The sequence below is a fragment of the Pseudoalteromonas sp. SR44-5 genome, assembly GCF_014163675.1.
Taxonomy (GTDB): domain Bacteria; phylum Pseudomonadota; class Gammaproteobacteria; order Enterobacterales; family Alteromonadaceae; genus Pseudoalteromonas; species Pseudoalteromonas rhizosphaerae.
In genome coordinates, this window is the sequence record NZ_JACJDT010000048.1 from 1 (window position 1) to 21,108 (window position 21,108).

Annotated in this window: 16 protein-coding genes and 1 tRNA gene; 15 read left to right on the plus strand and 2 right to left on the minus strand. The window is 37.6% G+C overall.

Annotation, left to right across the window (positions count from 1 at the left end):
- Window positions 1-771: 771 nt before the first annotated feature.
- Together H5154_RS18950 and H5154_RS18960 are read right to left on the minus strand one after the other, a co-directional pair.
- Window positions 772-1,239, minus strand: a complete 468-nt coding sequence (locus tag H5154_RS18950; RefSeq protein ID WP_182719271.1) for an REP-associated tyrosine transposase — start codon at window positions 1,237-1,239, stop codon at window positions 772-774.
- 421 nt (window positions 1,240-1,660) lie between these two features.
- Window positions 1,661-1,736: transfer RNA gene (locus H5154_RS18960), tRNA-His, on the minus strand.
- A gap of 282 nt (window positions 1,737-2,018) precedes the next feature.
- Between H5154_RS18960 and H5154_RS18965 the strand changes: the two genes are divergently transcribed.
- The 15 genes from H5154_RS18965 to H5154_RS19035 all read left to right on the plus strand — a co-directional run bounded on the left by H5154_RS18965 (window position 2,019) and on the right by H5154_RS19035 (window position 20,548).
- Window positions 2,019-2,837 carry a mechanosensitive ion channel family protein gene (locus H5154_RS18965; RefSeq protein ID WP_145236563.1) on the plus strand — a complete coding sequence of 273 codons (819 nt, stop codon included), beginning with the start codon at window positions 2,019-2,021 and terminating at the stop codon, window positions 2,835-2,837.
- Between the two features lie 30 nt (window positions 2,838-2,867).
- A complete protein-coding gene (locus tag H5154_RS18970) occupies window positions 2,868-3,644 on the plus strand; it encodes a YdiY family protein (RefSeq protein WP_149980544.1) in 777 nt (258 codons plus the stop codon).
- Window positions 3,645-3,769: 125 nt separating this feature from the next.
- Entirely contained in the window at window positions 3,770-6,439 is a 2,670-nt protein-coding gene (locus tag H5154_RS18975) for an SLBB domain-containing protein (RefSeq protein ID WP_182719272.1), read from the plus strand.
- 9 nt (window positions 6,440-6,448) lie between these two features.
- Window positions 6,449-7,372, plus strand: a complete 924-nt coding sequence (locus tag H5154_RS24075; protein ID WP_182719273.1) for a Wzz/FepE/Etk N-terminal domain-containing protein — start codon at window positions 6,449-6,451, stop codon at window positions 7,370-7,372.
- Window positions 7,369-8,433, plus strand: a complete 1,065-nt coding sequence (gene wecA, locus H5154_RS18985) for a UDP-N-acetylglucosamine--undecaprenyl-phosphate N-acetylglucosaminephosphotransferase (RefSeq protein WP_182794893.1) — start codon at window positions 7,369-7,371, stop codon at window positions 8,431-8,433. Before H5154_RS24075 ends, wecA begins: the two co-directional genes overlap by 4 nt.
- A gap of 2 nt (window positions 8,434-8,435) precedes the next feature.
- Window positions 8,436-9,527, plus strand: a complete 1,092-nt coding sequence (locus tag H5154_RS18990) for a glycosyltransferase (protein ID WP_182719275.1) — start codon at window positions 8,436-8,438, stop codon at window positions 9,525-9,527.
- Entirely contained in the window at window positions 9,524-10,627 is a 1,104-nt protein-coding gene (locus H5154_RS18995) for a hypothetical protein (protein WP_182719276.1), read from the plus strand. Before H5154_RS18990 ends, H5154_RS18995 begins: the two co-directional genes overlap by 4 nt.
- Window positions 10,624-11,781 (plus strand): glycosyltransferase family 4 protein, encoded by a 1,158-nt coding sequence (locus H5154_RS19000; protein WP_182719277.1) that lies wholly within the window; start codon window positions 10,624-10,626, stop codon window positions 11,779-11,781. Before H5154_RS18995 ends, H5154_RS19000 begins: the two co-directional genes overlap by 4 nt.
- A complete protein-coding gene (gene wecB / locus H5154_RS19005; RefSeq protein ID WP_182719278.1) occupies window positions 11,778-12,905 on the plus strand; it encodes a non-hydrolyzing UDP-N-acetylglucosamine 2-epimerase in 1,128 nt (375 codons plus the stop codon). The genes H5154_RS19000 and wecB overlap by 4 nt, the downstream gene beginning before the upstream one ends.
- A gap of 19 nt (window positions 12,906-12,924) precedes the next feature.
- Window positions 12,925-14,163 (plus strand): hypothetical protein, encoded by a 1,239-nt coding sequence (locus H5154_RS19010; RefSeq protein WP_182719279.1) that lies wholly within the window; start codon window positions 12,925-12,927, stop codon window positions 14,161-14,163.
- A gap of 310 nt (window positions 14,164-14,473) precedes the next feature.
- Window positions 14,474-14,962, plus strand: a complete 489-nt coding sequence (gene rfaH, locus H5154_RS19015) for a transcription/translation regulatory transformer protein RfaH (protein ID WP_182719280.1) — start codon at window positions 14,474-14,476, stop codon at window positions 14,960-14,962.
- A 1,230-nt stretch (window positions 14,963-16,192) separates the two neighbouring features.
- Entirely contained in the window at window positions 16,193-16,537 is a 345-nt protein-coding gene (locus H5154_RS19020) for a four helix bundle protein (RefSeq protein ID WP_182719297.1), read from the plus strand.
- A 188-nt stretch (window positions 16,538-16,725) separates the two neighbouring features.
- On the plus strand, window positions 16,726-17,841 hold the full coding sequence (locus tag H5154_RS19025) for a polysaccharide export protein (RefSeq protein WP_182719281.1): 1,116 nt from the start codon (window positions 16,726-16,728) through the stop codon (window positions 17,839-17,841).
- Between the two features lie 8 nt (window positions 17,842-17,849).
- Window positions 17,850-18,284 (plus strand): low molecular weight protein-tyrosine-phosphatase, encoded by a 435-nt coding sequence (locus H5154_RS19030; RefSeq protein WP_149980561.1) that lies wholly within the window; start codon window positions 17,850-17,852, stop codon window positions 18,282-18,284.
- A 14-nt stretch (window positions 18,285-18,298) separates the two neighbouring features.
- Window positions 18,299-20,548, plus strand: coding sequence for a polysaccharide biosynthesis tyrosine autokinase (locus tag H5154_RS19035; protein ID WP_182719282.1), 2,250 nt, complete (start codon window positions 18,299-18,301; stop codon window positions 20,546-20,548).
- Window positions 20,549-21,108: the final 560 nt, after the last annotated feature.

Sequence of the window (21,108 nt, forward strand, 5' to 3'; positions counted from 1 at the left end):
CTAGAACCTAGAACCTAGAACCTAGAACCTAGAACCTAATTTTTGAAAAGAATTTCTATAATGTAGAAATAATCCCGTGTGTAATGCCACCGAAAGGTGGCATTTTTTTGTCTGCAAGAAAGCAGCTTGCGAGCTGGCGAGAGTAAAGTTAGCGAGGGTACGCTAATCGGCGCTAAAGCGCTTTCCTACCGGATGGTGCATGTGTATATTTCTTGTAGGAACAGGCTTCAGCCGTGATTGTGTTTAGGCTTAGGTTATATGCAACAACCAATCGGCGCTAAAGCGCTCTCATACGAGTAATGCATGTGTATGTTTCTTGTAGGAACATGCTTCAGCCGTGATTGTGCTTAGGCTTAGGTTATACGCAACAACCAATCGGCGCTAAAGCGCTCTCCTACGGGATAATGCATGTGTATATTTCTTGTAGGAACAGGTTTCATCCGTGATTTTGCTTAGGCCTAGGCTATATGCAAAAGCCAATCGGCGTTAAAGTGCTCTCCTATGGGATAATGCATGCGTGTATTTATTGTGGGAACTGGCTTCAGCCGTGATTGTGTTTAGGCTTAGGTTATATGCAACAACCAATCGGCGCTAAAGCGCTCTCCTACGAGGTCATGTGCGTGTATTGTATGTTCCTTGTAGGAACAGGCTTCAGCCGTGATTGTGTTTAGGCTTAGATAATATGCAACAACCAATCGGCGCTAAAGCGCTCTCCTACCGGATGGTGCATGTGTATATTTCTTGTAGTAACAGGCTTTAGCCGTGATTATGTTAGTCATGTTCAGAGGGGGTTAAATAAATACAATCCCAATGGGGATAACTTCCAAGGTTGTCAACAATACCGGCTCTCATTGGGTTGGCAGCTATGTATCTTGCTTGATGTAATAAATGTTCTTCATCTCGAATTAATGAATCGTAGAAACCAGCTTGCCAAATTTGCTCATTTTTAGCTTTTTGCATGAGAAATGATGTACGCCCTTTCACTTTAGCCACCACCGAAGATAGCGAATCTTGTGTTTTCAGCTGCAATAACCAATGCATATGATCAGGCATTATTACAAAGCAAATTGTTTTAGTTAAGCCATTTAAATCAGATTGTTTTAGTGAGCGTATTAGAATTCGCGCATTACAAAAATCCTCAAATAATTTAACTCGTTGATGTGTACATGTGGTCACAGAATAATAGTGGTTAATAATAGAGTGACGATGTTGACGTAGCTGCTGTGACCGAAGTTTCATTTTAATCCTTTAAATATAAAACGGTTTAATGAAGTATAGATTAAATTATGAAATCGGCGCTAAAGCGCTCTCCTACCGGATGGTGCATGTGTATATTTCTTGTAGGAACAGGCTTCAGCCGTGATTGTGTTTAGGCTTAGGTTATATGCAACAACCAATCGGCGCTAAAGTGCTCTCCTACGAGGTCATGTGTGTGTATTGTATGTTGCTTGTAGGAACAGGCTTCAGCCGTGATTGTGTTTAGGCTTAGGTTATATGCAACAACCAATCGGCGCTAAAGCGCTCTCATACGAGTAATGCATGTGTATATTTCTTGTAGGAACAGGCTTCAGCCATTATTTTTGGTTTGTGCTTAATATTAATTAATAAATAAAATGGAATTTTAAGAACGTATTTGATATTGAGATAAGAAGGGAAAAGATGGGGCGATTGACGGGGCTTGAACCCGCGACAACCGGAATCACAATCCGGGGCTCTACCAACTGAGCTACAACCGCCACAACACACCTTGTTTGGTGTGGCGCGGATAATACATAAAATAATAAATCTTGTGAAGGGTTAAGAGCAAAAAAAGTGAAAAAAATTTAAAATTGAATATTTTTGTTCATAAAGCAGCCAGAGAATGAATGTTTAAATCGTTTTTTATCTGGTTGGGTAAAATAAAAATTAACCCTAAAGACGTTCTTTTAAAGATAAATAGATTAATTAATTAAATAATAAATTGAAATCAGATATAATTTAACCAGCAAACTGCTTAATACTGAATATCAGGAGTGATAATGGATACAATACTTAACTGGATAAACGAAAACTCAGGTTTGATTTTGCATTATGGCATTCAAGCTGTAATTGCATTGGTGATCTTTTTACTGGGCGGTCGTGTTGCAAAATTTTGCTCTAACCTAACTGAAAAAGCATTCGATAAAAAGAAAGTAGATAAAGCTGTAGGTTCGTTCGTATCAAGCATTGTTTATGCCATCGTATTTATGGCAACAATCTTAATGGCGTTGTCACAAATAGGCATAGAAACCACTTCATTTATCGCTATTTTAGGTGCTGCAGGCTTAGCAGTTGGCTTAGCACTGCAGGGTTCATTATCTAACTTCGCATCTGGCGTACTTATTATATTACTTCGTCCTTTCAAATCGGGTGATTATGTCGAAGCTGGCGGTAAAGCTGGTACAGTGAAAAAAATCGAAATTTTCTCTACTGAACTACGCACACCAGATAACAAAGTTATCATCATGCCAAACTCTAAAATTATGTCTGACTCAATTATTAATTACTCGCGCGAATCAACTCGCCGTATCGATCTAGTTATTGGTGTTGGTTACGATGCAGACTTACGCAAAGCAAAAGAAGTACTTAAATCAGTACTAGATCAAGAGTCACGCATTCTTAAAGATCCAGCTTATAACGTATCAGTGTCTGAACTAGCAGATTCAAGCGTAAATTTCATTGTGCGTCCGTGGGTTAACTCAGGCGATTACTGGCCAACTTATTGGTCTTTAATTGAGAACATTAAAATCGCATTAGATGATGCGGATATCACTATTCCGTTTCCGCAAATGGATGTTCATTTGCACAAGCAAGATTAATCAATATACAAGTAACAAAGGTTATTTTTAATGAAATTAAAGCTTTTATCAATTTTAGTTGCAGTATCAGCTACAACTAACGCATTCGCAGAAGACGCTAGAACATGGGAAGTTACCAGTGAGCTAGGTGCAATCATAACTAGCGGTAATACTGAAACAACCACTCTTAAGGGTGGCATCAAGGCATTACATAACTTAGAAAGCTGGAATAACGAATATAAAATTAACGGTCTTTATAAAGAAGACAACGTTGAAAATGAAGCGGGTATAAAAGAAAAGCAGCGTACTAACGAAAAATATTCGTTATCAGCACAAGGTAACTATAAATTAAATGAAGATCATGCTCATTTATATATCTATGGTTCACATGTTTCAGATTACTTTGGCGCTTATCGCAGTGAGTCGGTTATCTCAGCTGGTTATGGTCAACGCTTGTTAGATCGTTCTGACATGTGGCTAAATGCTGAAATTGGTCCTGGTTATAAATATTTTCAATACCCTGATACAAGTAGTGAAGTAGATGAAAATGGCAACTCTTTAGCTGGTGAGCGTGAAGGTGAAGTTATTGCTTTAGGTAAGCTTGATTATAATTGGCAGATATCTGACAACGCTAAGTTTACTCAGTTAGTTGCAGTTGAATATGGTGATACCAACACTAAAACACGCTCAGAGACTGCACTTTTAGCTAAGATAAATGGCTCATTACAAATGAAAGTTGCTTACAACATCACCAACAACTCAGATGTTGCTGATGATAAAGAAAGTACAGACACAGAAACGTCGCTGACACTGGTTTACAGTTTTTAACAGTTTAGCTCTATTTAGTGACATTTAAGTGAAATAAAGGGACGAAAGTCCCTTTTTTATTTGTAGTGAAATAATGTAGAATAGCCAATCTTTTGGCTGTAGTTCTTGGGATAAACCTACTTGTGATGCTTTTTAAACGATTTTTAATAACTTTTTTACTGTTAACAACAGCATCTGCATTTGCATTTACACCGAGTGCAGCGCAGATTGAACAATTTAAAAAGCTGCCAAAAGCCCAGCAAGAGGCTCTGGCAAAGCAGTATGGTGTCGATCTATCCACAATTACCGGTAAATCATCATCAAGCTCAATAAAAGAGGATGAGCCTACAATTCAGCCTCGCCAATTACAGGAAGAGCCTGAGTTAACAGACGAAGAGCGCTTTAAGCCACAATTAGACGAAATAAAACCATTTGGCTACGAGTTATTTTCTGGCGAGCCAACTACATTTATGCCAAGTGAAAATGCGGCAGTACCAGAAACATATCTAATTGGCCGTGGTGATCAATTAAAAATTAATTTTTATGGCAAGGAAAGTGAAAGCTATGAAGTTAATGTGGATCGCGAAGGCCGAATTAATATCCCTAATTTAAGCCCTGTTGAAGTTGCTGGACTTACATTCGGCGAAATAAAAGAACTTATCAAAGCCAAAGTTGCACAAGAAGTTATAGGTGTAAAAGCGTTTGTATCGCTAGGAAAATTACGCAGCATGCGTATCTTAGTATTGGGTGAAGCACATAAGCCGGGTAGTTATAGCGTATCGTCGTTGACCACAGTGTCACATGCTTTGTTTATTAGCGGCGGTGTATCTGAAATTGCATCTTTGCGTAACATTCAAGTTAAACGTGCTGGTAAAGTTGTTGCAAACTTTGATCTTTATGATCTACTTATAAAAGGTGATAGCCGCAACGACATCATCTTAAAGCCAGGGGATGTAGTATTTATTCCACCAGTTGGTTCACAAGTAGCCGTTGAAGGGTTAGTGAAGCGCCCAGCTATATTTGAATTGAAGAATAATGAAAATGCCCAAGACGTATTAAAAATGGCCGGTGGCTTGAAGCCTGGAGCGTATGCACAAAAAGCAATTGTAGAGCGTTTTAATAATTACAATGCTAAAGAAATTTTATCAGTAGACTTTAGCGGCAAAGATATTGCGTATATCCCACGTGATGGCGATAGAATTCGCTTTAATCCTGTAAGCTTGCAGTATCAAAACTCAATTAGTGTAATTGGTGCTGTTGCACGACCAGGTAATTATCAATGGTATCAAGGCAAGCATATTTCGGATGTATTAACGTCTGTTCGTGGCGATTTGTTACCACAAGCTGACCTTAGTTACGCTTTATTAGTGCGTGAAATTAATATTTCAGGTGATATTGAAGTGCGTCAATTCGACATAGCGCAAGCTATTGTAAAAGCAACTGCACATGACTTTGAGTTAAAAGCAAACGATAAACTATTAGTTTTTAGTCGTTACGAAGAAAAAGAAGCTGAAGAGTTAGCTTTAAAAAATATGGCCCTCACCGAAGAACAGCAAGCGCAGCAGGTGAAAGTTCAGCAATGGCATAAATACCAAAAGAAAGAGTTTGAAAAATACATTGGTGTTGCTACAGATGATATGGAATTACAACTAAAGGATACTTCAAACTTAACTATTGCTGAAATCTCAAAACGCAAAGCTGAAGAAGAAGAGCAAAAACTAAAGCCTGAAGATTATGCTCTGTTTAGTCGTAATAACTTACTAAAGCCGGTTATCGCAAAGTTAAAACTGCAAGCAAATGTTAGACAAGCAATGCAACTGGTAGAGATCAATGGTCATGTTACTTATCCAGGGATTTATCCATTAACGATAGGTAGTGAGGTCAATGATCTTATTATTGCAGCAGGTGGTCTACTTGAATCTGCTTATACAGAGCAAGCTGAAATTACCCGTATATTAGCTGGTGATGCATCAAAAGTAGAGCATATTAAGTTTAATTTGCATAAAGCTATACTTGGAGAGTCTGATGATAATCGCATTCTTCGTAGTAAAGACAGTTTAAATGTATTCTCAATCCCTAACTGGCAAGAAAATGTAAAAGTTGAGCTAAAAGGTGAAGTTAAATTTCCTGGGTCGTATACAATTCGTCGTGGTGAAACATTAACTAACTTACTAGAGCGCGCTGGTGGTTTTTCAGAGTTTGCCGAAGAAAAAGCAGCTATTTTCACTCGAGAATCAATTCGTAAACAAGAGCAACAGCAACTCGCTAAGTTATCTGAAGAATTACGCAGAGATATAGCGCAGAAGAGTTTTGAAAATTCGGTCGGTAGCAATTCACTTTCGTATGATGAGATGAATAAGTTACTCAATGACTTAGCTAATGTAGAAGCGGTTGGTAGACTCGTTATTGATTTACCTTTAATCGTTGAAGACAAACAACGCTTAGTGCTGCAAGATGGTGACACTTTATATGTGCCAAGTAAACGCGACTCTATCAGCGTCATCGGTGAAGTAAATTACGCAACCTCACATTTATACAAAGCAGGAACCAGCTTTAAAGATTATATAGCCCTAAGTGGTGGTTTAAAAGAGCGTGCGGATGATGAACGGATTTACATTATTAAAGCCAACGGTTCAGTTAAAATTCCTGATAGTGGTAGTTGGTTTGCTGTTAATGATTCTCAGCTGATTGAAGCTGGTGACACAATAGTAGTGCCGCTTAACTCAAATTATATGGACAATCTCACGCTGTGGAGTACCGTTACACAGATCGTTTATCAACTTGGTGTAGCAGTCGCTGCGATTAGTAGTATATAGGCAACTATAGTGAAAGAAAAATATAAGCTCGAAGAGCAGGAAATAGACCTTAGAGATGTATTTAATTTTATACGCAAAGGCAAGTGGAGTATTTTTATTTCAGGAGTTGTATTTGCATTAATTGCTGTATTATTTGCTTTTACACGTGCTGATATTTATACATCATCAACAATACTAGCGCCTAACGAAAGTAAAAATAGTGGTTTGTTAGATGGATTGTCATCTCAATTAGGTGGTGTCGCATCTTTAGCCGGTATTAATTTAAATGAATCAGGGTCTGGACAAGTAAATGAAGGCCTAGAAATTTTAAGAAGCTATCAATTTATATCAAATTATATAAAGAAGTTTTCTTATGCTGATGAGTTAATGGCTCATACAGGCTGGAATAAAAAAGATAACACACCTATATTTGACTCAGACTATTTAGCTGTTGAATCAAAATGGGTTAAGAATGACGACGGTTCTTCAAAAGAGCCGTCGTTACAAGAGATTTTCAAATATTTTAAAAAAAATACGTTAAGAATTTCAACTGAAAAAACAACCGGATTTATTACAGTTTCAATAAATCATTATTCGCCTGTTGTTGCTCAAGAAATGCTAGTAAATCTGATCGCAGAGCTCAATAATCAAATGAAGATGCGCGATATAAGCGAAGCGAATAAAAATATTCAGTTTTTAGAAAAATCAATTGAAAGTACCAATATCAGTCAAGTTAAAGGCGCAATTTATAATTTAATAGAGCAACAACTACAAAAGAAAATGTTAGCTAATGCAAGAGATGAATATGTTTTAAAAACATTAGATCCACCTATAGTGGTTGAAAAGCCGAGTTCACCTAAGCGTGTTCTTATCGTTATTATAGGTATGTTTATTGGTATGTTATTTGGTTTTCTTTTTCACTCATATAAAATGTTTGCAAGGACAAAAAATTGAGTATTATCATTTATTCATCATTAGTAACACTTTTTTCGTTAATTATTATGAAAAAAGTATCTGTGAACATTGGTTTATTGGATAAGCCCAATGAAAGAAAGCTTCATGATGGCATGGTGCCATTAATAGGTGGTATTTGTGTGTTTTTCGGTGCTTTTGCAAGTTTGCTTATTGTAGGACCAGTAACCAGTGAGCTGATATCACTATTTATAGTCGCAATGGGAATTGTATTATTAGGTGCACTCGATGATAAGTATGATTTGAGTGTTACTGTTAGATTGTTTTTTCAGTCTATATTTACGGTTAGTTTAATATTTTATCAAGACCACTATATATCGCATCTAGGTGATATATTAGGTCTTGGTAATATTTCAATGGGTATATTTGGTATTTTATTTACAATCATTGCGGTTGTTGCTGCAATTAATGCGTTCAATATGTTGGATGGTATTGATGGGTTAGTTGGTGCTTCTTCGATAGTGTCATTAAGTGGGATTGCAATACTTGCATATATAAACTCACACTCAACTATTTTTACAATTTGCTTAGCAATGATCGTAGCGCTTTCCGTATATTTATTTTTTAATATTAATCCCTTCAAGTTGCTTAAAAATAAAGTGTTTATGGGCGATGCAGGCTCTATGCTTGTTGGCTTTTTAATTACTTGGCTAATAGTATTATCGTTAAAGCCAGGGGATAACGGTGAGTCACTTTTCAGGCCTGTAACGGCTTTATATTTACTTGCGCTGCCATTGATGGATATGATTGCGATTATGTATCGTAGAGTGAAAAAGAAAGAATCACCCTTCAAAGCAGATAGAGATCATATACACCATATATTTATGCGTTTAGGCTTTAGTGATAGACAGGCATTATTAGTGCTTGTGACCTTTGGCACGTTATTCATGTTACTTGGTTTAAGTTTCGAATATTTTTTAGCACCAGAGTGGTTTTCACTATTAATATTTTGTGGTTTTTTTCTATTTTATTGTCACTTTATTCAGCATGCCTGGGTGTATACAAAAAACTTGAAATTGCTTTTAGATAAGTGCTGTAGGTAAAAATGATTTTATTGCTTAGATCGGCTGACATTAAATTCGATTCAAGAATTAACAAATATATTTCTTTACTTGAACAAGAGAACATTAAATATCATGTTCTCTATTGGCCTCGTAATCGCGTTCCTGAAAAGCAAAAAAATACAACTTTTTATACAAAAAAAGCTACCTATGGCGCTAAGTTAAAAAGCCTCCTTGGCTACTTAGGATGGTTTAAATTTATATTAAATTATATACGTAATAACCGAAAGGAAATTACTATAATTCATGCTGTCGATTTAGATACAAGTATCATGGCTATGCTAGCTAAATTGTTTTTTAGATCAGAGTATATATATGAAGTGTATGATCATTTTGCCGATTCACGAAATCTGAATGGTTTTACTCGCTTGGCATCTTGTAAATTAGAATCTATAGTTGCAAAGTACGCAAATAATATTATATTAGTTGATGATAAAAGAGTACAACAGCATGATTTTTCATCTAAAAATAATGTTCACATAATTGAGAATGTTCCAAATAGTCAATTTTTGTGTAATGAGAAGCCTGCAGCAAAAAAGCCTCTAAAAATTTGCTACGTAGGTGTACTAGAATCGCACTGTCGCGGATTAGAAAATATTCTCAAAGCTATTGAGGGAAGAGGTTTAGAGCTCCATATAGCCGGTTTTGGAGGGTGTGAACAACTATTTAAAGAAACTAAAAATGATAATGTTTTTTTCTATGGTTCTGTCGACCACAAAAAAGCAATAGAGATCATGTCTAGCTGTGACATATTATTAGGTTTGTACTACTTATCGAATCCAAACCATATTTATGCTTCACCAAACAAGTATTATGAGCACCTATTTTTATCTAGGCCACTAATCACCTCAAAAGGTACACCTCCAGGTGAGAAAGTTGAATTAAATAACAGCGGTTGGGTTATCGGAGACTCATTTAATGATTTAAATGAATTACTAAACTGGTTGGAACATGATGCAACCAGTGAAAGTATTCAAAAGTTAGGTGAGAACGCTGGCGAATGTTGGAAAAACCGTTATTTAAATTATTTTGATGAATACTTAAAACCTACTTACCTTGCCTTAATTAAAAAATGAAAATATCTTATAAACAAAATGCGGTGCTTTTTTATCTGTTTATAATTAAATTTTTATTTATTTTTGTAGCAGAGTTTGGCTATTCAAAAGTTTCTCAATTAGGTGATAGTCATAGATATTTAGAATCAACAATTACCTTTGGTTCATCTTTACTCTATTCATCAACGGCATTGATGGAGCTTAGCGGAGCTATTGTCAAATACCTTCAGCCGCCACTGTACCATTTGCCTGCTATGATTTTAAGCTTTATTGGGGTTGCAGTATCTTTTAATGCGCTAAAAAAGAGAAGTGTCTTTAATAATAAATGGTTGTTGTATTTATTTATTCTTTTAAACGTAATGCCATCATATTTGATTTGGACATCAATACATTCAAAAGAAGCTGTTGCAGTTTTGTTTATGAGTTACTTTGCAGTCATAATAATTAATATGATCGATAAAAGGGATGAAATAAGCAAAATTTCATTTTTATTTTTTTGTTATCTTTTATTGATTTTCAAACCTCAGTATTTTGTTGCCATTATTAGTGTAGTTGTTTATTTATACCTGTTGATTAAGTTTAGGCTAAATGCATACCTTTCTATACTACTGTTCTTGTGTATGTTTACAGTGCAATTCATGTTGCTTGTTTCAGTTAGTGAGTATATCGATCTAGTTACACTCAATATGTATTCTCATTTTGATCCTGAAAATGCAAAATCGACTAGAGAAAATATTTACTTTGTGAACGAAGGGGACTTTTTTAGAGGTATGTTATATGGAATGTTTATTAGCTTCTGGGGGCCTACAATAAATGAAACTATTGCTAGGCCTGTATGGGCTGTGTTTTTCCTTGAAAGCCTTGTTATAATGCTCGTCTTTTCATTTTTGTACCTTGGACAAATTTATAGACTGTTATCTTATAAATTCAACTTTATTGCATTTGGAGTTCTATTTTTTAGCTTATTTTGGTTACTGCTTGTTCATTACCCATTTGGAATATTTAATCCAGGCTCAGCAATACGTTATAGGCAAAATTTTTACCCTTTTTTAGTTCCTTTACTTATATTTATGTATCATTGGGTAACAAAGCCTCCCAATGTTGACGGAGAAATTAAATGAAGATTGCTCATGTGCAATTATTACCACTAATGACTGGTGTTCAGCGAGTTAGTTTTGAAGAGTTGATTCGTTTGGACAATCAAAGTGTTGACAGGTATTTAATTTACAAAGAAAGCGGTGAGCTAACTAAGTATGCAGAGAGCGCTGGTATTAAGTCAATTTTTATAGACTCGTTAGTTCGTGAAATTAGCTTAATTAATGACTTGAAAGCGTTTTATAGATTATATCGATTATGCAGACAAGAAAAGTTCGATGTAGTGCACACCCATTCATCGAAAACAGGTGTATTGGGGCGTATTGCTGCAAAGTTAGCTGGTGTACCAATGGTAGTTCATACTGTACATGGTTTTTCATTCCCAGCAGCGCAGAGCAAATTTGCAAAGTCTCTCTACTTTATAATGGAGTATGTGGGAAGTAAGTTTAGTGATAAGGTAATTTGCTTACATCAAGATGATAAAGATATAGCAGTTAATCAATTAAAAACTAAAGAATCTAACGTGTGTGTTATCGCTAACGGGGTTAACACGGATAAGTTTTATCCTGCAGCTGGCAATGCCCAAAATAATAAAAAAGTTATTGGTATGGTGGGTCGCTTATGGCCGCAAAAAGATCCAATTACCTTGGCTAAGGCTGGAGTTAAACTATTCTCTCGTCGAAGTGATTTTGAAATTAGATTTATAGGTGGTGGTGAGCTAGAGGTTTCATTGAAAGAAATAATCAATGAAGCGAAAGCTGAACAGCATATAAGGTTGCTTGGTTGGAAGGATGACATTGCCGAGCAGTTGCGTGAGTTTGATGTATTTGTATTACCTTCATTATGGGAAGGAATGCCCTTAGCGATCCTTGAAGCACAGTCAACAAAGTTGCCATGTGTGGTTTCAAATATTCAAGGGAATAACCACCTAGTAAAAGATCAGTTTGATGGGCTATTATTTGAGCCCAAAGATGTTGACGGTCTAGTTAAATGTCTTGAAAAGCTATTAGATGATCCTGATTTCGCTGATCGTCTTGCAACAAACGCGCGGAATAAAATCGAATCTGATTTTGATATAAATGATCGAACTAAAAAGGTTTGTCAGTTATATGCAGATAAATTGGGTTTAAATGTAAATGAGATTTTTAATCCATTAATTAAAAAAGTGATTCAAAAGTGAAAGTATTAACAGTATTTGGTACTCGCCCAGAAGCCATTAAAATGGCACCTCTTGTTCATGCATTGGCTAATGATAGCCGCTTTGAAGCTAAAGTATGTGTAACGGCACAGCACCGTGAAATGCTAGATCAAGTACTTGAGCTTTTTAAAATCACCCCAGAATACGACTTAAATTTAATGAAAGCAGGGCAAACACTGCCAGAAGTAACAAGTCGTATTTTACAAGAACTGACGCCAGTTCTTAAAGAATTTAAACCAGATGTTGTACTTGTTCATGGCGACACAGCCACAACATTTGCAGCGAGTTTAGCGGCATATTATGAGCAAATTGCAGTTGGTCACGTTGAAGCGGGTTTACGTACCGGTAATATTTATTCACCATGGCCTGAAGAAGGTAATCGTAAATTAACAGGTGCATTAACAAAATTTCATTTTGCGCCAACCGACACCTCAAAAGCGAACCTTCTAAAAGAAAATTATGCAGATGAAAATATTTTTGTAACCGGTAATACGGTTATAGATGCACTTTTACTGGTTAAGCAGCAAATAGAAGGTGATGCGGGGCTAAGTAATACATTAGCGTCACAATTTCCAATGCTTGATGAAAGTAAAAAACTTATTTTGGTAACAGGCCATCGCCGAGAAAGCTTTGGTGGCGGATTTGAGCGTATTTGTGAAGCATTAGCGCAAACAGCTAAAACTCATCCAGATACGCAAATACTTTACCCAGTACATTTAAATCCAAACGTACAAGAACCGGTAAAGCGTATATTAAAAGATGTAGATAACGTACATTTAATAGAGCCGCAACAGTACTTGCCATTTGTATACTTAATGAATCGCTCACACATAATTTTAACTGACTCAGGTGGTATTCAAGAAGAAGCCCCAAGCTTAGGTAAACCTGTACTTGTTATGCGGGATACCACAGAGCGCCCAGAAGCAGTAGACGCTGGTACAGTAAAATTAGTTGGTACTGATGTAACAAAAATTACTTCCGCATTGAATGAGCTGTTAACTGACGATGCAGCATATAAAGAAATGAGTCGTGCTCATAATCCATATGGTGATGGCCAAGCATGCCAACGCATCTGCGATGTTCTGTCAGGTTCAAATACGCTCTAATAAGCTAATGGTGTGAAGTGTGAATTTAAATGTAGTTTACTCAGTCGGCTATGGGGTTGTGTCGCGCGGCTCCTTATTGTTAATAAATTTTATAGCCGTAAAATTATTAACAGGGAGCGAGTTTGGTGAGTTTTCATATTTACTTAGCATCGTATCAAGCTTAGCGACATTTGTAGCGTTCGGCTGTTCCGTTACTACAAACACAGTTTTTTCAAAATATTCTGATGATGTAAACCTCAAAAGCAAAACGTTATGTGCAAGCATTAGCTTCACTTTCTTGTTGGTTTTGGGGTTGTTCTTATTGACCTTGCCTTATCTTAAAAGTGAGCTTGTTGGTATATCATCAGATAATAGTTTTTTTATACTATTTGTTGCTTTGATGGTATTGATTGGGTTTAGTGGGGTTTATGAAGGTGCTCTCTATGGTTCCTCAAAATATAAAACGCTATTTTTCTACTCAATTGCTACTTTTGTAATATTTTTGCCGCTCGCGATTTACTTAATCGATGCGTATGGAGTAATCGGTGGTTTACTTGCCGTTGCTGTATTTAGGTTACTTTTTAATGCATTCGGTACTTATGAGCTGTTTTTTAAATCTAAATTAGAGGTTAGTTGGCGGTTCTTTTTTTATATTGATAAAAGTATATTTAAAATTTTTAAAAGCTTAAGTGCGCCTTCTATCCTTGGTGCAATGATGGTTGCTCCTGCAATAACAATCACCTTAGGTTTACTCAATGAGTTTAACAGCTCTAAAGAGGAAATTGCTTACTTCTCTTGGGTTTATCAGGTCTATTTAGTGGCTATTTTTATTCCTAGTTCCTTGTCTGGTTATTACATATCAACCCTTTCTAAGAAGGGGGGGAATGTAAAGGTCATGGATATCATGGCTGCTAATCTGATTTTCTCAGTCGTGGTCGTAGCTTTTTTGTTTATATGCAAAAGCCTGATATTAAAACTTGCTGGGGAAGAGTACTTTATTAGCGCTGGAGAGATATTTAACTACTTGATACCATGCGTTATTCTATATTCTCTTAATGCCGCTTTTGGTAGTTATTGGCCTGCAAATAATAAAGCATGGTTTGGTTTTGCTTTAAATTTCTTATGGGCCATAACGGTATTAACTCTTTCATATTTACTAATACCATTAAATAATGGTGTAGGAATAGCTTTGGCGCTAAATGTTGCTTATGCCCTTCTTTTATTAGTGCAACTCATTTTGTGGTTTTATTTAGAGAAGTATCAACAAACTTCAGATTGAATGTTGGTTATTTACAGAAATGTTTTAGGCACTTTCAAAAAACAATTTTTTAGTTTTTGAAAGTGCCTTAGTGCTGATGTGCTAAAGCAATAACGTTTTTAGTGTAGAGTAAATTCTAAAACCGCCATCTATAGTGAAAATATTGACCATAACTGTTTAGGCAACTGATTAATAAAAAACAGAGGTTGAGTCTGAAAAGTTTTAATCGGTTTTTTTATAGACATCACCCTAAAGTAGCACGTATAATCCCCCGCGTCTGAAATAAGAATATGCAGTTCTTAGACGCAAAGTCACTATTTTAGGGATTGATATGGATAGTTGGTACTTATTATTTTGTAAATCAAGGCAAGAAGCTCGTGCCCAAGTTAATTTACAAAACCAAGGGATTGAAGCTTTTTTTCCTCAGCTACAAAAACAACAGCTAATTAAGGGTCGTCGTACTTTTAAGCAATTAGCTGTGTTTCCTAATTATTTATTTGTTCGCTTAAATCCCCACACCGGTAACTTTGCTGCGGTAAAAAACACCCGCGGTATTAGTGGTTTTGTGTCGTATGGTGCGTCGTATCAATTAGTACCTGCACAACTTATCAAAGAATTAAAAAATTTCGAGCTAGCGCAAGATAGTAATAATTTACCGCAACCCGGTGATTTAGTGTGCCTAAATAATGGCTCATTTAAAGACGTACAAGCAATATTTAAAGAGCCAGACGGCGACATGCGCAGCATACTGTTAGTCAACCTACTAAATAAACAAATAGAAATGAGCGTAGATAACAGCGACGTAAGAAAAGTAAGTTAAAAGTTTTAAGTTAAAGGTTAAAGGTTAAAGGCATTAGTGAAGTGACAATGACCTAATGAACACGCGTCAGCAAGCTTAACGCCTACGGTGTTAAATTTTATACTGGTGTTTAATTACGTGTAGGCGAGTGGCTTGCCACCGCGAAAGGTTTACTCTGTGCTTGGTGATAAAAATGGTTTTCGTATGAGCCGTTTAGCCCGAAAAGAATAAATATTCACCACAGAGAATACCGAGATCACAGAGGAAGGAATAATAAGTTAACCTAAGGGTTGCATAAATGTTTTCTCGGTGCAGCGAAGCATCTCTGCGCTCTCGGTGGTAAAAGCAGTTTTGTAGGCGAGTAGCTTGCCACCGCGAAAGATTTACTCAGTGCTCGGTGATAAAAATGGTTTTCATATGAGCCGGCTTTGGCCCGAAAAGAATAAATATTCACCACAGAGAACACCGAAATCACAGAGGAGGGAATAATAAGTTAACCTAAGGGTTGCATAAATGTTTTCTCGGTGTTGCGAAGTATCTCTGCGCTCTCGGTGGTAAAAACAGTTTTGTAGGCGAGTGGCTTGCCACCGCGAAAGATTTACTCAGTGCTCGGTGATAAAATTGGTTTTCGTAGGAGCCGGCTTTGGCCCTAAAAGAATAAATATTCACCACAGAGAACACCGAAATTACAGAGGAAGGAATAAGAAGTTAACCTAAGGGTTGCATAAATGTTTTTTCGGTGTTGCGAAGCATCTCTGCGCTCTCAGTGGTAAAAACAGTTTTGTAGGCGAGTGGCTTGCCACCGCGAAAGATTTACTCAGTGCTCGGTGATAAAATTGGTTTTCGTAGGAGCCGGCTTTAGCCCGAAAAGAATAAATATTCACCACAGAGAACACCGAAATCACAGAGGAAGGAATAAGAAGATAACCTAAGGGTTTCATAAATGTTTTCTCGGTGTTGCGAAGCATCTCTGCGCTCTCGGTGGTAAAAACAGTTTTGTAGGCGAGTAGCTTGCCACCGCGAAAGGTCTTGTATTTTACAATTTGAATTAAACTGACCAGAACGTAGGAACTGTAACCTAGGGGCGGAAGCGTGCCTGATTAAGCTACGGGTTATGAGCATCGTGATACGAGCAGTATGGTGTTGTTTTATAGTTTGTGCCCTAGGATTGAACAGATGGGTTTTGAAACTTCAAAACATTTTTTATTGTCAAATTATTTTCAGCACGCCGCAAATCAACATGGATTGGTCATGAGATATGAAAATTTAGAAGTTTGGCAAAGGGCTTTCAGGCTTAGTTTATTAATTTATAGTACATTTGAAACTTTACGTGATTACGGTTTGAAAGATCAGATGTGCAGATGCTCTGTCTCAGTGCCAAGTAATATAGCAGAGGGTTTTGAAAGAGATTTTGAAAAAGAAAAAGCGCGGTTTTTAGGTATCGCTAAAGGCTCTATAGGTGAGTTAAAAACTCAGGTTATGATTGCATTTGAATTGGGTTATATTAGTCACACGCAGTCTGAACTTATTCTCGAAGAATGTGAAATAATTGGGAAAATGCTTGGCAAGTTAATAAAAACCATCAAAAATACTTGATAAGCCCGAAGCCCGAAGCCCGAAGCTTTTAACTAAATTAACAAAAAAGTTAACTGCTTACACAGTAAACGTGCAAGCAACCTTGCGAAGCAAGGATAGCCATGCTTTAATTAGCCAGCAAAAAATAACAGCAATATATTTAAAATAAGCTGAAAGTTTTAGAATTTAATATTATTTGGGAATAAACAATGGCGCTAAGCTGTAAAACACTTGTAGCATCACTCACGTTGCTAACAATGACAGGTTGTACAATCATCCCCGGTAGCCATTTCGAAGGAATCGAATCGGGTGAACAAACAAAAAACCTTGAACAAGACCTTGAAAAAGTAAATATTCAAATTATTGACTCATCTTTAATTTATCAGCAAAAACAATCGCGCAAAAAAACTAAGCCACCTTCGAGCCTTGATGGTTTAAATGTTAATAATTACGAATACATACTTGGTGTAGGTGATGTACTTACTATTGGTGTGTGGGATCACCCAGAATTAACCATACCAGCTGCAGTACAACGTACCGCAGAGTTTGATGGTTTTCGCGTGCAAGCAGACGGTACCATAACTTACGCTTATGCGCCGAATATTCAGGCGGCAGGTAAAACAGTACAACAAGTACACAGCGAGTTAGTTAAACGCTTAAGTCGAGTGATTGAAGACCCTCAAATTGATATTAAAGTGGTTGGTTTTCGCAGCCAAAAAACATACGTAACAGGTGAAGTGAATAAGCCTGGTATATTTCCAGTAACCGAAACTCCACTCACATTGATTGATGCCTTAAATCAAGCAGGCGGACTGACTGAGAATGCTGATTGGCGCACAGTAACGTTTACTCGTGGCGACAAAACAGAAGTAATAAAGCTTGATGATTTTTATGCGCATGGCGATATTTCACAAAACCGCTTATTACAGCATGGCGATATAGTGCATGTAAACCGTAATGACTTACAGCGTGTTTTTGTTTTAGGAGATGTTAAAAAAGCGGGTTCAGTTGATGTAAACCGTTATGGTTTAAACCTTGCTGAAGCACTAACCAACTCCGGTGGTTTAAACGAAAGCACCGCCGATGCAAATGGTGTGTTTGTGCTACGTAAACGTAACCTTGAAACCGATGGTGTTATTGCTGATGTATATCAGCTGCATGCAAAAAATGTAGCAGCGTTAGTGCTAGCTGAGCAATTTGAATTACAGCCACACGATATTGTGTATGTAACTTCTGCACCACTTGCTCGTTGGAATCGCGTAATAAGTTTATTATTACCATCAATTGCGACGGTTGAGCGTTTTGATGATTTGGGCACTAATTAGGAGATATAATGTTTGATTCTATCTTAGTGGTGTGCGCAGGCAATATATGCCGCAGCCCAACGGCTGAATACGTATTAAAAAGTAAATTAGCAGGTAAAAATATCAAAGTATCGTCTGCTGGTTTAACCGCACTTGAAGGTAAAGCCGCCGACGCGACAGCAAAGCAGATTGCTGCAACGAATGGTATAAACATGGACGAGCACCAAGGTCGGCAGTTAACATCAAGCCTAGTTGCGCAAAACAGTGTTATTTTAGTGATGGAACAACGCCACTTAACTGACCTGTGTAGTCGCTACCCCGAAGCGCGCGGCAAAACCTTTTTACTCGGTAAATGGTTGGATGATAAAGAAGTGCCAGATCCATATAGGCAGAGTCTTGAAGCGTTTGAACACGTTTATGCATTAATCGACAGCGCCTGTAGCGCTTGGCAAAAGTATTTATAAGGATAGGCTAGTACATGAATGCTCAGCCCACTGCATTAGCAGCAAACAAACAAAATCGGTTGTCTGAACAACAGGCACAAGCAAGCCAAGAAATTGACCTAATGGCACTTTTTGGAGCTTTGATCGATCGTAAATATTTTATAATCGCCTTAACAGCTCTGTTTATGGTTGTGGGTGTGGTTTATGCGGTGTTTTCGACCCCGGTATATCAAGCAACGGCGATGATTCAAGTTGAAGAAAGCGGTGGCTCAGTGCCTGGTTTTGACGATATGTCGGGTATGTTTGAAAGTACCTCAGCTGCGGTAACAGAAATTGAACTGCTAAAATCACGCTCAGTCATTGGCGAAGCGGTAGATACCTTGCACCTTGACGTAATTGCAGAGCCCAAATTATTCCCGTTTATAGGCAGTCGTGCGTTTCGTAAATTTAGCCCTATGAGCGAAGGTGAGTTAGCAGAGCCGAGTTTTGGCGCTAGCTCATATGCGTGGGGTGGTGAGAGCATTGATGTATTTAGATTCGATGTACCACCTTTAGCTGTTGGCTCTAGTTTTACCTTAGTAGCACAAGAAAATCATGCAGTCGTATTACTAAATGAAGATGGTGAACAAATATTAGCGGGTAAAGTAGGCCAAGAGTTAACCAACGGTAAATTTAACTTAACGATACGCAGTTTAAACGCCCGTGCTGGTACTGAGTTTACAATACAGCGCAAAGACCGTTTAAATACTATTTTAGATTTACAAGCTGCGATTGGTGCCAGCGAAAAGGGCAAAGACTCCGGTATTATTGACTTGAGCCTGCAGAGCGAACAACCACATTATGCTGAAAAAGTGCTTGATAAAGTAGCGGGTATATATGTACGCCGTAACGTGGAGCGCAATTCAGCCGAAGCACAAAAATCCCTTGAGTTTTTAGAAGTACAATTACCTGAGATTAAAAAACAGTTAGAATTTGCCGAGCAACGCTTTAACGATTACCAAATTAAGCGTCAATCAATCAATATTACTCTTGAAACGCAAGGTGTATTAGAGCAAGTAGTTAAACTTGAAACTAAACTACAAGAGCTCGAGCTAAAGCGCCTTGAAATGAGCCGTAAGTTTAAAAAAGACCACCCAACTTACCAAGGCTTAGTCGAGCAAATTAACGCTGTTAATGATCAGAGAAAAGAACTGGTTGGCGAAGTAGGTAACCTACCAGAGACTCAACAAGAACTACTACGTTTAAAACGCGATGTAGAAGTAAGCAATCAAATATACACACTTTTACTTAGTAAAACTCAAGAGCTTGACATAGTGAGGGCTGGCACAGTAGGTAACGTACGTATTATTGACTATGCTGAGGTGAATACCTCAAAACCGGTTAAGCCTAAAAAAGCACTAATTGTAGTTATATGCACGATGTTGGGTGGTATGTTAGCTGTTGCGATTGTGTTGGTGCAAAAGGCCATGCACAAAGGCGTTGAAGATCCAAACGAGATTGAAGCAATTGGCCTGCCAGTATATGCCAGTGTACCCTACTCAGATTATCAAGATAAACTAACTGGTTTTAGTAAAGCGCTTAAAAACAAAGCGAATAAACCTAAATCTATATTGGCGCTTGATAACCCTGCTGATTTATCAATAGAGGCACTGCGTAGCTTACGAACTAGCTTACATTTTGCGATGATGGAAGCTAAAAATAACCTAATTGCAATTTCCGGCCCAAGCCCGGGTGTGGGTAAATCATTTATATCAGTTAACTTAGCTGCTGTATTGGCTCAAAGCGGTAAAAAAGTACTAATAATCGATGCCGATATGCGTAAAGGCTACTTACAAACCCAGTTTGGTTTAAAGTGGGATGATGGCTTGAGTGATTACTTATCTGGGCGTTTAAACCTTGAGCAAGTAACCAAGCCAACCACTGTAGAAGGGTTGAGTGTTATTACCCGTGGGCAAATACCACCAAACCCATCAGAGTTACTGATGCACAGTAACTTTAGTAAGTTAGTTGCCGAGGTAAGTGCGGCATACGATATAGTAATTGTTGATACACCACCTATTTTAGCGGTGACCGACCCGGCAATAGTTAGCGCCCATACCGGTACTACTTTATTAGTAACACGTTTTGGACAAAACCATATTAAAGAAATAGAACTAACCCGTAATCGTTTTGAACAAAACGGCACAGATGTAAAAGGTGTAGTGTTCAACGGCGTACTAAAAAAAGCCAGTAACGCATACGGCTATTACGGTTACTACAATTACGAATATAAATCGGATAAGTAAAACGTAGCCGCGATTTTATATCGCGACAAAAAAGTTAAATAGGTGCTAGGGAAGTAACTAGCACCTAAAACCTTTGGCTTCAAATGTATACGGGGCTATATGCCGCGCAGTTGTAACTGAAGTAAAAGGTTCACCACAGAGAATGCGTAGGAGTCGGCTTTAGCCACGAATGGTTTTCTTTGTGTAGCGAAGCGCCTCGGTGCTCTCGGTGGTAAAAAATTAAGTAAATTCACCACAGAGGACACGGAGGTAGAGATTAGAGAGCTAATAAATTAACTTTTATCTAGCTTTTCTCGATGTAGCGAACGCCTCGGTGGTAAAAATGTTTTGTAGGTCGGGATTTATGCCGCGCAGTTGTAACTAAAGTAAAAGGCTCACCACAGAGAATGCGTAGGAGTCGGCTTTAGCCACGAATGGTTTTTCGGTGCAGCAAAGCGCCTCGGTGCTCTCGGTGGTAAAAAATTAAGTAAATTCACCACAGAGGACACTGAGTTCACGGAGGTAGAGATTAGAGAGCTAATAAATTAACTTTTATCTAGCTTTTCTCGATGTAGCGAACG

What these genes read in the sequence shown, in the direction of transcription:
- H5154_RS19035 (WP_182719282.1), top strand. Translation starts at nt 18,299, where the DNA reads ATGAATGCTCAGCCCACTGCATTAGCAGCAAACAAACAAAATCGGTTG.
- H5154_RS19025 (WP_182719281.1), top strand. Translation starts at nt 16,726, where the DNA reads ATGGCGCTAAGCTGTAAAACACTTGTAGCATCACTCACGTTGCTAACA.
- H5154_RS18975 (WP_182719272.1), top strand. Translation starts at nt 3,770, where the DNA reads ATGCTTTTTAAACGATTTTTAATAACTTTTTTACTGTTAACAACAGCA.
- H5154_RS18995 (WP_182719276.1), top strand. Translation starts at nt 9,524, where the DNA reads ATGAAAATATCTTATAAACAAAATGCGGTGCTTTTTTATCTGTTTATA.
- H5154_RS19030 (WP_149980561.1), top strand. Translation starts at nt 17,850, where the DNA reads ATGTTTGATTCTATCTTAGTGGTGTGCGCAGGCAATATATGCCGCAGC.
- H5154_RS18990 (WP_182719275.1), top strand. Translation starts at nt 8,436, where the DNA reads ATGATTTTATTGCTTAGATCGGCTGACATTAAATTCGATTCAAGAATT.
- rfaH (WP_182719280.1), top strand. Translation starts at nt 14,474, where the DNA reads ATGGATAGTTGGTACTTATTATTTTGTAAATCAAGGCAAGAAGCTCGT.
- H5154_RS18965 (WP_145236563.1), top strand. Translation starts at nt 2,019, where the DNA reads ATGGATACAATACTTAACTGGATAAACGAAAACTCAGGTTTGATTTTG.
- H5154_RS18970 (WP_149980544.1), top strand. Translation starts at nt 2,868, where the DNA reads ATGAAATTAAAGCTTTTATCAATTTTAGTTGCAGTATCAGCTACAACT.
- H5154_RS19020 (WP_182719297.1), top strand. Translation starts at nt 16,193, where the DNA reads ATGAGATATGAAAATTTAGAAGTTTGGCAAAGGGCTTTCAGGCTTAGT.
- H5154_RS18950 (WP_182719271.1), bottom strand. Translation starts at nt 1,239, where the DNA reads ATGAAACTTCGGTCACAGCAGCTACGTCAACATCGTCACTCTATTATT.
- H5154_RS19000 (WP_182719277.1), top strand. Translation starts at nt 10,624, where the DNA reads ATGAAGATTGCTCATGTGCAATTATTACCACTAATGACTGGTGTTCAG.